The organism is Longimicrobiaceae bacterium (assembly GCA_035936415.1).
In the GTDB taxonomy this organism is placed as follows: domain Bacteria; phylum Gemmatimonadota; class Gemmatimonadetes; order Longimicrobiales; family Longimicrobiaceae; genus JAFAYN01.
On the sequence record DASYWD010000062.1, the window covers coordinates 1 to 17,206 of the forward strand.

Consider the following 17,206-nt stretch of genomic DNA (forward strand, 5'->3'; position numbering starts at 1 on the left):
CGCCGGGCCTGGGCGAGCGCATCCCCCGCACCGCGAGCTTCGCCATCGCCAGGAGGCTCCCCGCGCCGCCCGTCATGCCGCGCCCCCCCTGCCCTGCGCCCCGGCTGCGGCGAGGAGCTGCACGGCCACGCGGCGCTCCCGCGGCCCGTCGAACTCGCAGAGATAGACACCCTGCCAGGTCCCCAGCACCAGCCGTCCGCCCTGCACCAGCACGGTGAGCGAGGGCCCGAAGAAGCTGGTCTTCAGGTGGCTGTCGCTGTTCCCCTCCGCGTGCAGGTAGAACGGCTCGTGCCGGGGCACCAGCCGCTCCAGCTTCTCCAGCAGGTCGTGCTGCACGTCGGGGTCGGCGTTCTCGTTCACGGTGAGCGCCGCGGTGGTGTGCATGCTCTGCGCGACCAGCGCGCCCTCCGCGAGGCCGCTCTCCTCCAGCAGCGTCTGCAGCCGGTCCGTGATCTCCACCAGCTCGCAGCGCTTCGTCGTCCGGACCCGGATCTCTCGCATCAGTCGGTCACTCGCCGGCCAGTTTCGCGACGATGAAAGGCGTCTCGTGCAGCTCGAGGTCGTCGGCCGTGACCACGAACTTGTAGACGCCCGGCTGCCCGAACTGCACCCCCACGAGGGTGAAGATCTGGTTCGCGGTGGAGAACTCTCCCGGGCCCACGGTGGGGGCCACGATCTCGCCGTTGGCCTCGAAGATCACGCCGCCGTCCTCGTCCATCAGCCGCACGCGCACCGCGTACTTCTGCCCCGCGTCTGCGAACTCGGCGTGTACCCGGAAGGCGAACACCATCTTGGGGTGCACCGTGGGGAACGTGGCCGCGGCGATCCGGTCGAAGATCCCCAGGACGTTGAGCTTGCCGTCCTGGGAGATGTTCGCCTCGTCCGCGAGGAACGCAACAGGGATCTTCAAAGGCTCTCCGGTGAGCGGGAAGGGGGCGGAAGCGGCGCCCCCGCCGGGGTTGCGAAAATCGCACCACGGTCCCGGAATTGCGACTCCGCGCCCCCGGCGTTTTGTCCCGCAGGCGAGCAGGGGCTATCTTGCCCCCGCACGCAGTCCGACCACGCACCTCCGCCCGAGCCAGAGGTAGATGTCCGCAGCCGAGCAGCCGAGCCCGTCCGTGAGCCGCGCCGCCCGCATAGGCGCCACCACCGAGGACGAGCGCCTCCTCGAGTCGCCCACCGTCACCCCGGCGCCCGCGTTCGACTTCACCCACTCCGATCCGTGGCGCGTCTTCCGCATCATGGGCGAGTTCGTGGAGGGGTTCGACACCCTCGCGAACGTCGGCCAGGGCGTGACCATCTTCGGCTCGGCCCGGGTGCGGCCCGACGAGGCGCAGTACGAGCATGCCCGCCGCACCGCGCAGCTCCTGGCGGAGGCGGGGTTCGCGGTGATCACGGGGGGCGGCCCGGGGGTCATGGAGGCGGCCAACCGCGGGGCGCAGGAGGGGGGAGCGCTCTCCATCGGGTGCAACATCGAGCTCCCCTTCGAGCAGGGGGTCAACCCCTACGTGGACATCGCCATCAACTTCCGGTACTTCTTCGTCCGCAAGACGATGTTCGTGAAGTACGCGGAGGCGTTCATCATCTTCCCGGGCGGGTTCGGGACGATGGACGAGCTGTTCGAGGCGCTCACCCTGATCCAGACGGGGAAGGTCCGCGACTTCCCCGTGATCCTCTTCGGCTCGGAGTACTGGCAGGGGCTGCTGGACTGGCTCCGCGGCACCATGCTGGCGGAGGGGAAGATCTCCGCCCCGGACCTGGAGCTGATGGTGGTGACCGACTCGCCGGAGGAGGCGGTCCGCGTGATCCGGGAGCGCGGCGGCCGGCCCGTGGCCCCCCGCGGCGCGACGCAGGAGCCGGAGCCCCCTCCCGCGGACAGCGAGATCGTCCGCCCCGAGAGGCACGACGCACAGTAGGGAGTGCGAAAGTGCGAGGTGCGAGGTGCGAGCGTACGCACTCCCGCACCTCGCGCTCCCCCTCCCGGCCGTTTCGCACTTCGCACTCACGCACTTTCGCACTTCGGCTCCGACCATGGCCCACAGCAAGTTTCTCAGCGGGAAGCGCATCGACCCGAAGCCCATCGGCGCCAGGATGTCCGTCACCGAGCTGGTGGACGGCACCTTCCAGGCGTACAACGCCGCCCGCCTCCGCGAGGCGTGCCTCCTCCTCACCCGGAAGATGCTGGACGAGGACGTCACCGTCGGGATGACCATGACGGGGGCGCTGACGCCGGCGGGCCTCGGGATGAGCGCGGTGATCCCGCTGATCGAGGCGGGGTTCGTGGACTGGATCATCTCCACCGGCGCCAACCTGTACCACGACACCCACTTCGGGATCGGGCTGGAGCTTCGGCAGGGGAACCCGCACGTGTCCGACGTGGTGCTGCGCGACGAGGAGGTGGTCCGCATCTACGACATCTTCTTCGACTACTCGGTGCTCCTGGACACCGACGCATTCTTCCGGCGGATCATCGCCTCGGAAGAGTTCCAGCGCCCCATGTCCACCGCGGAGTTCCACTACCTGTGCGGCAGGTACGTGGCGGCGCGCGAGGCGGAGCTGGGGATCGGGCGGAAGTCGCTGCTGGCGGCGGCGTACGAGCACGCGGTGCCCATCTACACCTCGTCCCCGGGCGACTCGTCCATCGGGATGAACGTGGCGGCCAAGGCGCTGCAGGGAAACAGGCTGGCGTTCGACGTGAACGCCGACGTGAACGAGACGGCCGCGATCGTGCTGGACGCCAAGCGGCGCGGCGGGAAGAGCGCCATCTGGATCCTGGGCGGCGGCTCGCCCAAGAACTTCGCGCTCCAGACGGAGCCGCAGATCCAGGAGGTGATGGGGATCGACGAGCGCGGGCACGACTACTTCCTGCAGGTCACCGACGCGCGCCCGGACACCGGCGGCCTCTCCGGCGCCACCCCCGCTGAGGCGGTCTCCTGGGGGAAGGTGGATCCTGACCGGCTCCCCGACGCGGTGGTCTGCTACCTGGACTCCACCGTGGCGCTCCCCATCCTCACCGCCTACGCGCTCGACAACCACGCGCCGCGCACGCCCCGCCGCCTCTTCGACCGGCGCGACGAGATGATGCAGCGGATCCGCGAGGAATACGAGCGCAGCGAGCGCAACGAGGCCACGCAAGAGGCCGCGCGCGAGCACGCCGTGCACGAGAGCATGCTCGACCGCGACCGGTAGGACGGGTCACGGGCACACGGGAGCCGCACGGCGACGGTGTCGCCGTGCGGCTCGCCTGCCTGGACGGCAGGGACGAAGGCTGCGTCGGTCAGTCCAGCGAGACGACGTTCTCCGCCCGGGGGCCCTTGGGATCCTGGACGAGGTCGAACTCCACCCGCTGGCCCTGGGCGAGCGACTTGAAGCCAGATCCGCCGATGGCGGAGTGGTGTACGAACACGTCCTTGCCGCCGGAGTCCGGCTTGATGAAGCCGAACCCCTTGTCGTCCATGAACCGCTCTACGGTACCGGTCTCGCGTGCCATCGGGTCATCCTCGCTGGTGGTGGAATCTGTACCTGCCTGTCGGACGCCCGATCTTGCGTGCAAGGACCATGCTCCTCGTTCTGAGACAGCAGCAGGTGTTCTGCAGCAGGGGGGCTTCAGTGACGGGACCGAAAGGTGCGGAGCGTGGACGAACCGCAGAACCCGGCGGCCGATCCGACGGCCGCCGCTGCCACGAAAGCCGGCCCGGCGCACCCTCCGCCGGGAGGTGTGGATCCATCGAACAGAAAGGAAGGACAGACCATGGCGAGACGACCCAACTACGGTTTCGAGAAGCGGCAGAAGGAGATCGAGAAGCAGAAGAAGAAGGACGAGAAGGCTGAGAAGAAGCGGCTCCGCCAGGAGGAGGGCGGGGGGCCGGACGAGAACGGCATCGACTGGGGCGCCGCGGAGGAGCTGGGCGTGGCGCGCGAGATCCCGGAGGAGGGCGGGGACGGGGAAGCCCGCGGGTGACGGCCGCCCGGAGTGCGCCGACTCCGCCGGCCGGGCTGGACCCCGACCTCCAGGCGCGGCTGGCCTCGCTCTGCGAGGAGGGCCGCGACATCTGGGAGCGCTTCGACCTGGAGGTGCGCCAGCGGGACTTCCACCCCTTCGTGGCCGCCGACTACGAGCGCGTGCTGCAGGCCCTCCTCCCGCTCCGCGCCCCCGGGCTGCGGTTCCTGGAGTGGGGCTCGGCCACGGGAGTGATCACCATCATGGCGGACCTGCTCGGCTTCGAGGCGTACGGGATCGAGCTCGACCCGGAGCTGGTCCGCATCGCCCGCGACCTCGCCGCCCGCTTCGACTCGGGCGCCCGCTTCGCGGCGGGGAGCTTCCTCCCCATGGGATACGAGTGGCGCCCCGGCAGCGGCGACAGCCGGCTGGGCACCATCGGCGAGGGCGCCTCCGGGTACCTGGAGCTGATGCGCCCGCTGGAGGACTTCGACGTGGTGTACGGCTTCCCCTGGCACGGCGAGGAGGCGATGATGCACGACGTCATGCGCCGCTACGGCGGCCGCGGCGCGCTCCTGCTCCTCAACGACGGCACGGAGGGCGTGCGGGCGTACCGGGACGGGCGGCTGGTGCGCCCCCCCGCGGCTTGACCGCGGGGACGCTCGCGTGTACCCTTGGGCCCTCCGAGCCACCCGGCGTTCCGATGGCGTCGCGCGCGTGAAGCGTGCTTCGTAGGACGCCCGCCATGGCCCGGTGTCGGCGTCCCGGGCCGCGGCGCGACCGCGACGCCCGGAGCTGCCTTCGCCATGACCCTCGTGATGCCCGCGGCGCCCGCCGCCGCCCCGGACCTCGCCTCCCGCAGTCCCGTCTCACACTTCCTCCGCCGCCACTTCCGCCACTTCAACGCCGCCGCGCTCGTGGATGCCGCGGACGGCTACGTGCGCCACCTGGACGCCGGCGGGAGCATGCTGGTGACGCTGGCCGGCGCCATGAGCACCGCCGAGCTGGGGCTCTCCCTGGCCGAGATGATCCGGCGGGGGAAGGTGCAAGCCATCTCCTGCACCGGCGCCAACCTGGAGGAGGACGTCTTCAACCTGGTGGCGCACGACCACTACGAGCGCGTCCCCCACTACCGCGACCTCACCCCGGCCGACGAGCAGGCGCTCCTGGAGCGCCACATGAACCGGGTGACCGACACCTGCATCCCCGAGATGGAGGCCATGCGGCGGATCGAGGCCGCAGTGCTGGAGGAGTGGGTGGCCGCCGACCGCGCGGGCGAGCGGCGCTTCCCGCACGAGTTCATGTACCGGGTGCTTCGCTCCGGGAAGCTGGAGGGCGCCTACCAGATCGACCCGGAGGACTCCTGGCTCCTGGCCGCCGCCGAGCGCGACCTCCCCATGTTCGTCCCGGGGTGGGAGGACTCCACGCTGGGGAACATGTACGCCGGCCACGTGCTCTCGGGCGACGTGCGGGACGTCCACACCGTCCGCACCGGGATCGAGTACATGATCGAGCTGGCCGGCTGGTACGAGCGCACGGCCGCGGAGTCGTCCATCGGCTTCTTCCAGATCGGCGGCGGGATCGCGGGCGACTTCCCCATCTGCGTCGTGCCCATGCTGCACCAGGACCTGCAGCGCCCGGAGGTGCCGCTCTGGGGGTACTTCTGCCAGATCTCGGACTCCACCACGAGCTACGGATCGTACTCGGGCGCCGTCCCCAACGAGAAGATCACCTGGGGGAAGCTGGGAGTGGACACGCCGAAGTACGTCATCGAGTCGGACGCCTCCATCGTGGCGCCGCTGGTCTTCGCCCGCGTGCTGGGGATGTAGGTCGGCGCGATTGACCCCGCCTCCGCAGATGCGCTATCGTCCTTTCTCCGTCCACCTCCGACCGGAGACGCTCCAGACCGATGGCGACCGCCGAGACCGAGCTGCTGATCCAGACCCGCCGCGACCTGCACCGGCACCCCGAGCTGGGGTTCCAGGAGCACCGCACCGCCGGGATCGCCGCGGAGCGCCTGCGCGCCGCCGGCTACGAGGTGCGGACGGGGATCGCCGAGACGGGGGTGGTGGGGACGATGCGCGGAGGCGCGGGCGACGGCCCCACGCTCCTGCTCCGGGCGGACATGGACGCGCTCCCCATCCTGGAGGAGTGCACGCACGACTTCGTCTCCACGCAGGCGGGGACCATGCACGCCTGCGGGCACGACGCGCACGTGGCGATCGGGCTGGCGGTGGCGGAGCGCCTGGCCGCCGCGCGCGACCGCTGGCCGGGAACGGTGAAGTACGTGTTCCAGCCGGCGGAGGAGGGCGGCGGCGGCGCCCTCCGGATGGTGGACGAGGGGGTGCTGGAGGGGGTGGACGCCGCGCTCGGCCTGCACGTCTGGCTGGGCCTCCCCAGCGGCGTCGTGGGGGTGGTGCCCGGCCCGTTCATGGCCTCCGCCGCGGAGTTCGAGGTCGTCGTCCGCGGGCGCGGCGGCCACGGCGCCATCCCGCACGAGACGGTGGACGCGGTGCTCGCCGCCAGCCAGGTGGTGGTCGCGCTGCAGAGCGTCGTCTCGCGGAGCGTGTCGCCGCTGGAGTCCGCGGTGGTCTCGGTGGGCGCCCTCCAGGCGGGCGAGGCGTGCAACGTGATCGCCGACACCGCGCTGCTGCGGGGGACGGCGCGCGCCTTCACCCCCGAGCTCTGCGCCGCGCTGCCGCGGCGGATCGAGCAGGTGGTGGCGGGCGTCTGCGCCGCCATGGGCGCGGAGTACGAGTTCCACTACGACCAGAACACCCCGCCCACCATCAACGACCCGCGCGCCGCCGAGGCGGTGCGGACCGCCGCCGAGGAGGTGGTGGGGAAGGACCGCCTCCGCACCGATCCCGACGTGCGCACCATGGCCGCCGAGGACTTCGGCGAGTTCCTGCTGCGGGTGCCGGGGTGCTACTTCTTCGTGGGGGCCAGGAACGAGGAGCGGGGGCAGGTACACCCGCACCACTCCCCCCGCTTCGACGTGTGCGAGGACGCCCTGCCGGTAGCCGTGGAGGTGCTGGAGCGCGCGGCGCTGCGGGTGCTGCACCGGGGGCTGTAGGCCTCCGCTCCCCGCAAGCGGGAGACAAGGGGTACATACGACGACGGCGGCATGGCGCTCGATCCGCGCCGTGCCGCCGCTGTCGTCGGACGTTCTCGTCCGCCAGGAGGCGCATCAGCGGGCCAGTGGCACCGCGTAGAACGACTCCTAGTGCATGGCTTCGGCCGCGAACGCGAAGACGCTGGCCGCATGTCGCGTGCAGCGCTCTGGTCAGGTTGAGAACCCACCATGAGGCTTATGGCCTCTGGCAGAGGCGAGCGCAAGCAGTTCGTCGGAGCCGATGCCAAGCGCGTGGGCCTGAACGTTGAAATAGGTCTCGGCCGCAGCGACCCAGGCCAGTTCCACAAGTTCGGTCTCGGAAAAGTGGATTCGGACTTGCGCGAAGATCTCTTCGCTGACGTGCCGATCCCGCACGGCTGCCTCCGTGAAGGCGAGCGCCGCCCGCTCGCGCTCGCTGAACTGGGTGCTCGCGCGAAACTCCGCCATTGCACCAAAGCGCTCCGGCCCAATTCGGTTGCGCACTGCGTTGGCCAGGGCCAGGTCTTCGCAGAAGGAGCACCCGTTGAGGCGGGAGGTCTGTACCTGGATCAGCAGCCGCAAGGAAGGATCGATGGACAGGCCCCCTTCCATGGTGCGCTGGATCTGCGCGGCAATCGGGAGCAGGCGAAGCTTGCGGGCGTAGATCACCTTCAGGGGAGTGATTACTTTGCCGAACTGACGGTTTGCGATCCAGTAGGCGAAGCGGAGCAGCGGGTTCGCTGGGCGTTCGATCGGGCTCAGACGGGGCCCCATAGTATCCACCTCCGTGCGGAAGTATGCGAGGAAGGAGTCTCTCGACAGGTGAACCACTCGTTCCTGGGACGCGAGAGTCTCACCTCGGCCCAACGGAGCTGCTTCAGGCGCGTCGGGCCACGCCACCATCAGACTCCACAAAGATGCCCGGCCCTCCGTCGCCTGCAAGCTATGTCAGGCCGCGGGATGGAGGGAGTGCACCGGCGGCCCCGCTATGGCTGATACCCGCTCCTGGACAGTAGGTCGTCGAAGTTGCGGATCGTCAGAATGTCGTATAGTGCCCGCCTCTTGTCGGCGGCGTGGATATAGTAGGCCTCGACGATTCGGTACCCGACAAAGTAGCCCAGGTCCGCGGGGCGCTCCCCAGGCGGATCGCCATAGAACCAGCCTCCGAGATCCTTCCCGTGCATCTGCTGCTGAAAATCGCGCCAGATCTCGCACTCGTGCACACGGCCGTACGCCTGTGCCTGGGCATTGCCCCGGACCCCCGAGATCAGCTCGGCTATGAAGTCGGCGCTGCCCTCCAGGACGGCGACCGCCAGCAGCGTAGGCGCCGCCTCCGCGGCCGCATACTGCCCGGACGCCTTCTGCTGGAAGTGAATGAGCTCATGAGAGACGATGCTGCGGAGCCCCTCAGCATCACGGAACATCTCCGTTCCGACCAGAAGTCCTCGACCCGAGGCGGTTCCACCAGCGCTCAGGCGGCCGATCACAAAGTAGATATCCGGGAATACCGCCGCGGGATAGAGGTACTCGAGCGCGTAGAAGGGAGCGCGGATCGCCCGCTCCGAAGATCGCACGCTCAGGCTGGCCTCGCGGATCTCCTCGTATCGCTCCCTCCGGCGAACAATCGCCTCCGCGAGTTCTGCAGCGCTGCGGATCCGGTGGGGGATGAAGTCCTGAAGGCCCGCGGTACCCGGATCCAGGTACTCGCGCTGGAGGAGCTCCGGCAGCGTCTCGGGCGTTGCTCGATCGAACACCGCCCAGAACCGCGGGATGTCGTCGGTCACCAGGCGTGCTTAATCCGGGTGCGGCGAGACGTCGCCGCGCTGCGCCGCGCCAGGAGCGCTGCCAACGAGCGAGAATAGGAGCGCCAGCAGAGCCGAAGTCTTGAGCCGTACCATTTGGATTCCGAGGAGATGACGCGTGGCCGCCAATCCCGTGCCGAACTCACGGTCAACACCCAATACACGGGCCCTCGAGCGGCCAAACGCCCCCGATCTCAGGCGCGTGCAGCCGGACGGGAGCTTATGCCGGAGTGCAACTGGGAGTCAAGGCACCAGGCGCTCTCGAGGCCGCCGGCTGCACGTCGCATGCAGCGCTCTGGTGAGGCCGGGCGCCGCAACCGGCACGCGGACTGCAGGACCGGCGCTGCGAACGCGCTCACGCCGAAGGAGGAGACGATGCCGTACAAGAAGATCTCCGATCTCCCAGAGTCCCAGGTGGACCAGTACACCCACCATCAGAAGAAGGCCTTCCTGGAGGCATTCAACAACGCTTATGAGCAGTACGACCGCGACGAGAGCAAGGCCTTTGCGGTTGCCCACCACGCGGCCAAGCAGGCCAGCGAGAACGATGAGGACTGAGGCCTATTAACGCCCTCAAGCTCAGGCGCGTGCGGCCGAACGGGAGCTTACGCCGAAGGGCGACCGGCGCTCAAGGCACCAGGCGCTACGATGGCCGCCGGCTGCATGTCGCCTGCAGCGCAATTGGTTAGGCGCAGGGGGGCCTACTCCGATTCGTAGGCCCAGAATGCAGAGGGTGGGAGGATTCGGATCCCGGAGAAGACTTCAAGGGTGAGCAGGTCCTTGTCTCCGGTGACGATGCACGCACACTGACCCGCAAGAGCAGTGGCCAGCACCCAGTCATCGTCGGGATCCCGGCAGGTGGGGAGATCCAGGGGAGGCGGTTCGATCACCTCCATCCGGGGGCGCAGCAGAGCGACCGCGCGTTGGACCTTGTCGGACGGGACCTTGAATTTCCGAAGGAGCTTGTCCGCGAACTCCTCAAGGATGAACTCGGAAGCAACAATCCGATGCGCGCGCTCACAGTGCTCCAGCAGGTCGTGGCACACGCCTCTGGAAACGAAGGCGGCGAGAAGGACATTCGTGTCCAGGACCAGCCTCACGACACCTCGCGGAAGACGTCCTCGTCCGTATAGATCCCCTGCGCCTCAGCATACGGCATGAGCTCCTGCCGCAATCGACGGAATCGGCGGGTGAAGAGGTACTCACGAAGCGCCTCGCGGACCAGGTCGCTCCGGGAGACGCCCTCGGCTTGCGTGAAACGGTCGAGTTCGGCCTTGAGTTCTTCGGGCAGACTGATCGAGATACTTTCGCGCACGATGGCCTCCTCTGGTTGCGCCGTGTGCCACAATCTAGCACAGCCTGCCGGGGACCCGCCAGATGCACGATCATTCCGAGCCCAACACCCTCGAGTCCGGGTGCGTGCAGCCAAGCCGCACCATCCAGACACGGCGACTGGCGTTCAGTCACCCGGCGAGAATGCATCGCCGGCTGCACGTCTCCCGGGACGTATTCGTTAGGCGCGCGGGGGCTCCGCGCGGTAGCCAAGCACACGAGCAAGCGGAGCCAGCGCACCCAACAGCGCGCTGCACGAGCGCAGGAGGATGCGTCAGGGAGGCCGGGCCCACCTACATGCTAGCTCTGAAGGTCACGAACCAGCAGGAAGCAGCGCGCCTCACCCAAAAGCTCAGGCGCCCCGGGCGGACACCAGCGCTCGTGTTGGGCCAGTCGAGCCGTGCCACATTACAACTTATCTCCGCACCACGCGAGAGGCTCGACGTACCCACTCAAAGCCGCATTCCGAACAACAGGGACAAGAGCATTCCATTGGCGGGTGGACCCTCTGCCAAGCGCCAGCGCGGCGGCCCCGTGAACTCCATGCTGAGCCCGGCTATGAATGGCTTCACGGAGAGGGGAAAGCCTCCTTGTATGCGCCAATGCCAATCCGCTGCAAAGGACGCGATGACATACGTGGCATCAATGCGTGCCCACCCACTGCGCGTGCCCCAGAGCAAGGGAAAGCCAATTTCGACGCCCTGCCGAAATCCACCTCCGGGCGCACGGCGATAGCCCAATGTGATCCCCCCGGCCATCGCGTCGTTGGGGTGGATCAGGTATCCAACACGTAGAGCTTGGCGCTGGGTATGATCCGGCAGATGGAAGTTCTCGACCCTCAGCTCGCCATAGACACCGTTCTGGAGAAATTCGATGCTCTGCGAGTGTGCCCCTCCCGCCTGGTCGGGCTCATCAAAGCCCCCGACGCCACCGGTGAGATACACCGACACATGGTTGTCCATGAAGCCGGGACGTACCGTGTCCCGGACCGGGTTCATCAGAACAATGGTCGAAGGCGCAAAAAGCATGACGGCCCCCAGTGCGACGAGCGCAGGCAGCATCAGCGGATGGTGCGGATTCCCCACTCGTGCCGTATCCCTGCGCCCTGTATCTGCGGGCACAGAATCGCTCGGCACTTCTAGCGTCTGCGAAGCGGCTGGTCTGTTCAGAGGCTGAACCACCAGCATGGCAGACAGAACCAGGAAGATCACCCAGGGGAAGTGCATTGTGCGATCTCTGGCGGCTATCTGTGTCAATGACGTACGCGATCCGCAGGGAGAAGACAGCAAGTGGGTCGTGCTCATCACCGTTCCTGCGTCACGAGATCCCCGGCCGCCGACGCCGAAGTGCAACCGGCGCTCAAGGCACCAGCGGGGACAAGGGCCGCCGGCTGCAGAATGACACGTCCGCGTCTCCATGCCCGAGCAGGCCCGAACCAGCCGCTCAGGACCGGAAGGGACCCTTCGAGCGTCCGGCGCGGACTCCTACCGCGCGCGCCACGCGAGAACCGCCTCGAGCGCGGCCCGATCGTAGAGGCGCCCCCCGATCATCACGGCGCGGACCCTCGCCAGGTTCGCCACATCCGCGAGCGGGTCGGCATCGAGCAGCACCAGGTCCGCAACTTGGCCTTCCCGAACCGAGCCTACGGAATCCGCCATTCCCATCCAGCGGGCGGATGCGAGCGTGGCGCTGCGGAGCGCCTCGAACGGCGTCATCCCGGCTTCCCGGGTGAGGAGAGCGAGCTCCTCGTGGAGACTGCTTCCGGGGTAGACCAGGTACATACCGAGGTCGGAACCGGGCAGGATCGGCACGCCGAGTCGGTGCATCTCGCGAAGGGCGGCCGTCTCGCGGGCATATTGCCGGCGCCAGGCCTCCACAGACTCGGCACTGCGCTCCGAAGGGCGCAGCATGCGCAGCCGCACCGCCCACTGGGTGCGTTCATGGGCAGAGATCCAGCGGTTCCGAGGGTCGACCGCGCCCAGTGAATCGTTCACCAGAGTCCAGAACCGGTCCGTCGGAATGCCCTCCTGGCCCGAGACCAGGAGTGTCGGAACGAACGCGGCCTCCCGCTCCCGCATGCGTGCCGCGAGCGCCTCGCGGGACGGGGCAGGCATCGTGTCCAGCGCGCGCGCAAACCCCCACCCATGCTCGAAGCTCCGCTGGCCCGCCTCGAGCGCCTGCCATGGACTCACCCAACGCAGCGTCTGCGGCGCGTGTCCTACGAGAGAGAGCCCGCGTGACCGCGCGGCGGCGGCGAGCGCGAGGTAGTTCTCGCCGGAGCCTGGATCGATGAACTTCAGCATCGTCCCGCCCGCACGCACGACGCTGTCGGCTACCGCCTCCGCCTCATCGGCGCTGGCGACGACCAGACGTCCACGGCTCCACCTCGGCGTCGGGTGCGGCGTACCCGCAGCACCCGCTGCGAGTCGCTCCATGAACGCAAGGCTCCCCTGCGTCTCCACGATGAACCCCGCTGTCGCAATGCGCGGGGCGGGGAGGTTCCGCCTCGCTGCTTCCTCGCGCATGCTGTCGGCCTCGGCCGCGCGCAGCGTCCCCACGTCTCGCACGGAGGTCACGCCATGGGCGGCGAGAAGCGGGAGCCACTCGACGTCCTTCTCGTTCAGGTGCACGTGCATGTCCCACAGGCCGGGGACGAGATAACGCCCAGTGCCATCGATCACCGTCGCTCCTTCGGGCACGCGCACCGCCCCCGAAGGACCTGCCGCCGTAATACGCCCGTCCCGGACTACAACGGTCCAGTCGCGGCGCAGCTCAGGGGTGGTTCCGTCGGCCACGCCGACATGCGCGAACGCGACGGCAGCGGGTGGCGATGCCGCGTCTCTGGCCGGTTGACTACCGGCGCAGGCCCCGACGGTGCAGGCAAGGACGACTCCCGCGAGGGGGCGGAGAAACGAGAGGCGCATCGGGGACCCTGGGTGAGTGTGGCGGGCGACATCGTTCCGTCCGTCAAGTTGAAGGCGGAGCATGACCGGCGCTCAAGGAACCCGGCGCTTCGATGGTCGCCGGCTGCATGTCGCCTGCAGCGCAATCGTTAGGCGGCAGGAGCTGGTTCCTTCGAGAGGACCTTGAGCAGGTGATACTCGGCACTGGACCCATCTTGAGGTGGGTTGCGGATCTGAAGACGCCGCACCAGGAGGACGTACGTGTACCCGGGCTCGAAGGTGAACCCCTCGATCGCATCATAGAAGTACGTCCACTCGGTGCTCTTGGGTTCCTTCACCAGGAGACACTGTTGAGGGACGAACCCGACGCAATCGACGGTTTGTGGGCCGACTTGAAGCGTGAGAGTCGAAGAGCGATCTGGCTCTACGATGCCGCACCCGGTAAGAACCGGCACGGCGAGCACGAGGAGGAGGAGCCCGGCACAGAAAGAGCGCATCGGAAGTCCGAGGGCAGAGGGTTCGCAGCGCGGCTCGGGAACGATCCGGGAGAGGACGCTGCAAACGGCCCCGGCGTCACGACAGCCGGAGTGCCTGCGCTGGGAGATAGCCGGACGCAGCAGGCGCCCGCATGGGAGGCCGCCTAACGCCCTCAAGTTCACGCGTGTGCGGCCAGACTGCAACACCGGGACACGGTGACTGGCGGTCCGGTCACCAGGCGTGAAAGCATCGCCGGGCGCATGTCGCCTGCAACGCAATCGTTAGGCGGCTTTCGCTTTCGCACGCTGTTGGCCGCTTACCCGTAACCGGGGAAGTTGACAGTAAATGGGATATCGCGGTGACCGACTTCCGAATGGATCCTCAGCACTAGCTCCTCTGGGTGCCCGCCGAAAACTTGGTCCTCGTCCCCACGGAGTACACAGTGCAGAGCTATCCAATCCTGAGGGAGAATTTCCCTGAGTACGCGCAGGTGGTGGATATATCGCCCATCCGGAAGGCGAATGGCAGGGCCAGAATGCATCCCGTTGTCGCCGGGGAAACGGTTAGAAGAGATGACCGCAAAGCGAAACACTCGTAAATCAATCACGCTATCACTGCTATTGTGTAGGGCGAATTGAAGGTTCAGTAACATCGGGTATCCGACCTCGGCCTCAAAATTTGAATTCTGGTCTAGTCGCTGGCCTTCCAAGTAGATGTCTGGTAGTGCCTCCACCTGCCTCAATGACTGTTCTGGGTTGTTGATGCTCCACCGGATCCGTGTTTCTAAAGGCCCCTTGAGATCTGAGATCCGCCCGCCGTAGATGATGTGTGGGAAGTGCTTAAGATCGAAAGGAATATCTTCAGCGCGCTGGGTCAGTAGGATAACACGCTTTCCAAGCGCGTGCGCGTACCCGGTTTCGTAGAACACATTGGGATTTCGACCGGTCATGTCAGCGACGATAACGTCTGCCCGCGCGATTTGGTTATAGATGCGCTCCAGAATGCTTTCGTCGAACAGTTGCTCATCAACGCGTTCGCAGTAAGCTCCCGCATCTGAGCAGGCTGCCTTGATCCCAAACTGGTAGACATCATCTAATGCCGACTCAAATGGCATGAGTACGAATACATAGGGTTTTGGTCGCGTCTGCTCCACTGTGCTCCTATGAGGCTGGGTGTCAGGTTGAGGCTCTCCGTTCCATCTATATCTGAATTGGGACGAACGTGCGCGCAACCTATCAGGACACCGCAGCTTGGTCGGGCAGCCGCCGAACGCCTCAAGTTCAGGCGCGTGCGGCCAAACTGCAGCACCGGGACACTGTGACTGGCGTTTCCGTCACCAGGCGTGGAGGAATCGCCGGCCGCATGTTGCCTGCAAGGCACTGGCTAGGCCAGCAGTGGCTGGGAACGCACGCAGTAGAACCGGCCCTGCTGCGGATTTGCGCCCTGCGTGACCTCGATGTTCCGAAAGCCCGCTGCCCGGAGATGCTCCTCCAGCTCAGCGATATCGTAGAGGCGGAAGCCGTGGCGGTGGCCAGGCCACCGCTCCAGGTCCGCGCGGGCAGTGAAGCACAGCATCAGGGCTCCATCAGACTGGAGTACTCGTCTACATTCGGCCAGCGCTCGCGCGACATCCGGCCAGAAGCAGAGCGTGTTCACACTGCACACGTGGGTGAACGTAGCGGCCGGAAAGGGGAGCGCCTCGATGGTACCCTGCTGCAGGTGTAAGCGGCGCGCGCGCACGGCAGAGCGGAAGCGTCGCTGTGCCCTGGCGACCATCTCGGCGGAAAGGTCCAAACCGGCTGCGAAGGAGCCGGGCAGCGCGAGAATCTGGTGGAGCAGGTCGCCGCCGCCGAAGCCGATCTCAAGCACGCGGTCGTCCGGGGTGAGGGCAAGCTGCTCCAGGGTGAGCCGATTCATCGCACGGTTCCCGCGGTTCAGCAGTGGGGCCATGATCCAGCGGCCGAAGAGGCCAGTGGGCCGGGCGAGTTGCCGTGCGAGGAAGGCCTGGATCAAGAGGCAACTCCGTTGGTGGGGAATCCGGGCCGAACGCCCTCCAGCTCAGGCGCGTGCAGCCGAACGTGAACTTACATCGAAGTGCGACCGGCGCTCAAGGCACCAGGCAGTGAAACGACCGCCGGCTGCATGTCGCCTGCAGCGCGCGATCGTTAGGCGCGTGGCGCAGGGACTCGCTCAATACACGCGCGAATCGCTGCAGTAGGGCTCTTGACCGTATGGAACCCCGCTGAGACGATCTCGTGGATGTGCCACCCTATCTCGGGCGTGAAGTGCCTCCGCAACTCTTTCTCACTGATCCCGGGCCGTGTGGGAGGCCAGAGACGCTTGGACGCGAAGCCGAGTACGGAGTAGCGGCCGCCGGGGAGCAGCACCGAGGCGAGTTCCGCGACAAAGCGATCGCGGTCGCCGCGGACCAATCCGTGGAGGAACCCGGAATCGACGACGGCGCCGAACTGCCGATCCAGCAGCGATACCCGGAGTGCATCCGCCACAACAAGAGCCAAAGAAGCTGCGGTGTCGAGATGGAGAGCTCCGGCCCGCTGCCGCGCTTGCGCGATCGCAGCCTCGGAGAAGTCGATGCCCAAGACATCCAGTCCAGCCTGCGCCAAATAGATTGCGAGATCGCCGGAGCCACACCGGACGTCCAGTACCGGCGCCGTCGGTGGGTACTTCTCCAGGAGCGCGACGAGCGCAGGTTGGGGTCTGCCGACGTCCCAGGGTGCCGTTCCGTGGTAGGCCGAGTCGAAGAAGGGACGCGGATCGGGTCCGAATCTCTTCACGGGCACTCCGGTTCCTGTGATTCGCGCCTGACGCCCTCAAGCTCAGGCGCGTGCAGCCGAACGTGAGCTTACGCCGGAGTGTGACCGGCGCTCAAGGCACCAAGCGGTGAAAGGGTCGCCGGCTGCATGTCGCCTGCAGCGCAATTGTTAGGCTGCGGCTGCCGATAGCCCTTACGTCACAAGTAGTTGAGGCTCTGGTGCTGCAAATCCATTAGAGAGCATCTGGGGGAGAGTAATCTAACGTCTTCATCGGACGATCAGGCCACATGTCGGGGTAGGCGGCGAGAAGGCTGTTCGCGATGGGCTCACCGCGACGACGGTCACTCGGTGATGAGAGTGTGAACCCAGAGGGAGCAAGGAACTTTGCTCGACTGCGGCTAGCAAGCACACCGAGAATGATGGGCTGGCCGGGTAGTACGATTAATGGGAAGTCCAGAACTCCTGCTGTAGCTTCGAACTCAAGACATGCCAACGATATCGTCAGCTTACCCCCGCGCATTCTTGCTGCGGATAAATAACGCTTCGGGAAAATAAAAACCTCGATAGCGTAGCCACCACAATCTTCTGGGGTACAGTCCCGGTAGTAGAGATCTTCCTCAGAAAATACCAACGTCTTCGCGTCTGGAGCATCCTGCGGCTGGAAGTCATCCAGACCCCACACAACGAGGGCGCATGTTGGTCCACTGAAGATCGGCTGATCCAAGGGATCTTCAAGTAGAAGGCCTAGAAGGCTGTTGAAGAAGGGGGCCTTCGGAGGCGGCACCGAGTCGACGGCAGGATTGGCCGTGGAGAGGGCACGCAGCGGCGGCTCCGCGGGAGGCGTAACAGAGGAGGCAAGGCTGGTACGGAGCACAGGCGGGATG

Annotated in this window: 21 protein-coding genes; 7 read left to right on the forward strand and 14 right to left on the reverse strand. The window is 66.9% G+C overall.

Features of this window, described 5'->3' with window-relative positions; genetic code table 11:
- Positions 1-72: 72 nt before the first annotated feature.
- Both VGR37_02820 and VGR37_02825 read right to left on the reverse strand, forming a co-directional pair.
- Entirely contained in the window at positions 73-501 is a 429-nt protein-coding gene (locus VGR37_02820) for a secondary thiamine-phosphate synthase enzyme YjbQ (protein ID HEV2146325.1), read from the reverse strand.
- Between the two features lie 7 nt (positions 502-508).
- Complete coding sequence (locus VGR37_02825) at positions 509-910, reverse strand: hypothetical protein (GenBank protein HEV2146326.1); 402 nt, start codon at positions 908-910, stop codon at positions 509-511.
- Positions 911-1,088: 178 nt separating this feature from the next.
- Between VGR37_02825 and VGR37_02830 the strand changes: the two genes are divergently transcribed.
- Positions 1,089-1,916, forward strand: a complete 828-nt coding sequence (locus VGR37_02830; GenBank protein HEV2146327.1) for a TIGR00730 family Rossman fold protein — start codon at positions 1,089-1,091, stop codon at positions 1,914-1,916.
- 115 nt (positions 1,917-2,031) lie between these two features.
- Positions 2,032-3,189: a deoxyhypusine synthase gene (gene speY, locus VGR37_02835; protein HEV2146328.1), complete on the forward strand. Its 1,158-nt coding sequence runs from the start codon at positions 2,032-2,034 to the stop codon at positions 3,187-3,189.
- 88 nt (positions 3,190-3,277) lie between these two features.
- On the opposite strand, the gene VGR37_02840 is transcribed toward speY, so the two are convergent.
- The gene (locus tag VGR37_02840; GenBank protein ID HEV2146329.1) at positions 3,278-3,490 is read right to left on the reverse strand and encodes a cold-shock protein; all 213 of its coding nucleotides are present in this window, start codon (positions 3,488-3,490) and stop codon (positions 3,278-3,280) included.
- A gap of 261 nt (positions 3,491-3,751) precedes the next feature.
- Here VGR37_02840 and VGR37_02845 point away from each other — a divergent pair, with 261 nt between their 5' ends.
- The 4 genes from VGR37_02845 (at position 3,752) to VGR37_02860 (ending at position 7,016) form a co-directional block, all read left to right on the forward strand.
- Positions 3,752-3,961 carry a hypothetical protein gene (locus VGR37_02845; GenBank protein ID HEV2146330.1) on the forward strand — a complete coding sequence of 70 codons (210 nt, stop codon included), beginning with the start codon at positions 3,752-3,754 and terminating at the stop codon, positions 3,959-3,961.
- Positions 3,958-4,590, forward strand: a complete 633-nt coding sequence (locus VGR37_02850) for a hypothetical protein (protein ID HEV2146331.1) — start codon at positions 3,958-3,960, stop codon at positions 4,588-4,590. Before VGR37_02845 ends, VGR37_02850 begins: the two co-directional genes overlap by 4 nt.
- Before the next feature lie 156 nt (positions 4,591-4,746).
- Positions 4,747-5,769: a deoxyhypusine synthase family protein gene (locus tag VGR37_02855; GenBank protein ID HEV2146332.1), complete on the forward strand. Its 1,023-nt coding sequence runs from the start codon at positions 4,747-4,749 to the stop codon at positions 5,767-5,769.
- Positions 5,770-5,849: 80 nt separating this feature from the next.
- Positions 5,850-7,016 carry an amidohydrolase gene (locus tag VGR37_02860; protein ID HEV2146333.1) on the forward strand — a complete coding sequence of 389 codons (1,167 nt, stop codon included), beginning with the start codon at positions 5,850-5,852 and terminating at the stop codon, positions 7,014-7,016.
- A 210-nt stretch (positions 7,017-7,226) separates the two neighbouring features.
- Here VGR37_02860 and VGR37_02865 read toward each other — a convergent pair whose 3' ends face one another.
- Together VGR37_02865 and VGR37_02870 are read right to left on the reverse strand one after the other, a co-directional pair.
- Positions 7,227-7,865: a carboxymuconolactone decarboxylase family protein gene (locus tag VGR37_02865; GenBank protein ID HEV2146334.1), complete on the reverse strand. Its 639-nt coding sequence runs from the start codon at positions 7,863-7,865 to the stop codon at positions 7,227-7,229.
- A 155-nt stretch (positions 7,866-8,020) separates the two neighbouring features.
- Entirely contained in the window at positions 8,021-8,818 is a 798-nt protein-coding gene (locus VGR37_02870; GenBank protein HEV2146335.1) for a DUF2268 domain-containing putative Zn-dependent protease, read from the reverse strand.
- Positions 8,819-9,211: 393 nt separating this feature from the next.
- Here VGR37_02870 and VGR37_02875 point away from each other — a divergent pair, with 393 nt between their 5' ends.
- Positions 9,212-9,394, forward strand: coding sequence for a hypothetical protein (locus VGR37_02875; GenBank protein HEV2146336.1), 183 nt, complete (start codon positions 9,212-9,214; stop codon positions 9,392-9,394).
- Between the two features lie 143 nt (positions 9,395-9,537).
- On the opposite strand, the gene VGR37_02880 is transcribed toward VGR37_02875, so the two are convergent.
- From VGR37_02880 to VGR37_02920, 9 genes are all read right to left on the reverse strand, one after another.
- Positions 9,538-9,936, reverse strand: a complete 399-nt coding sequence (locus VGR37_02880; GenBank protein HEV2146337.1) for a putative toxin-antitoxin system toxin component, PIN family — start codon at positions 9,934-9,936, stop codon at positions 9,538-9,540.
- The gene (locus VGR37_02885) at positions 9,933-10,151 is read right to left on the reverse strand and encodes a ribbon-helix-helix domain-containing protein (GenBank protein ID HEV2146338.1); all 219 of its coding nucleotides are present in this window, start codon (positions 10,149-10,151) and stop codon (positions 9,933-9,935) included. The genes VGR37_02880 and VGR37_02885 overlap by 4 nt, the downstream gene beginning before the upstream one ends.
- A 469-nt stretch (positions 10,152-10,620) precedes the next feature.
- A complete protein-coding gene (locus VGR37_02890) occupies positions 10,621-11,472 on the reverse strand; it encodes a hypothetical protein (protein ID HEV2146339.1) in 852 nt (283 codons plus the stop codon).
- Positions 11,473-11,652: 180 nt separating this feature from the next.
- Positions 11,653-12,849: an amidohydrolase family protein gene (locus VGR37_02895; GenBank protein ID HEV2146340.1), complete on the reverse strand. Its 1,197-nt coding sequence runs from the start codon at positions 12,847-12,849 to the stop codon at positions 11,653-11,655.
- A gap of 371 nt (positions 12,850-13,220) precedes the next feature.
- On the reverse strand, positions 13,221-13,568 hold the full coding sequence (locus tag VGR37_02900) for a DUF4377 domain-containing protein (GenBank protein ID HEV2146341.1): 348 nt from the start codon (positions 13,566-13,568) through the stop codon (positions 13,221-13,223).
- 296 nt (positions 13,569-13,864) lie between these two features.
- On the reverse strand, positions 13,865-14,701 hold the full coding sequence (locus VGR37_02905; GenBank protein HEV2146342.1) for a hypothetical protein: 837 nt from the start codon (positions 14,699-14,701) through the stop codon (positions 13,865-13,867).
- A gap of 230 nt (positions 14,702-14,931) precedes the next feature.
- On the reverse strand, positions 14,932-15,561 hold the full coding sequence (locus VGR37_02910; GenBank protein HEV2146343.1) for a class I SAM-dependent methyltransferase: 630 nt from the start codon (positions 15,559-15,561) through the stop codon (positions 14,932-14,934).
- Positions 15,562-15,713: 152 nt separating this feature from the next.
- Positions 15,714-16,343: a class I SAM-dependent methyltransferase gene (locus VGR37_02915; GenBank protein ID HEV2146344.1), complete on the reverse strand. Its 630-nt coding sequence runs from the start codon at positions 16,341-16,343 to the stop codon at positions 15,714-15,716.
- Positions 16,344-16,554: 211 nt separating this feature from the next.
- Positions 16,555-17,206 (reverse strand): hypothetical protein (locus tag VGR37_02920; GenBank protein HEV2146345.1); only part of this gene is annotated, 652 nt, incomplete at its 5' end.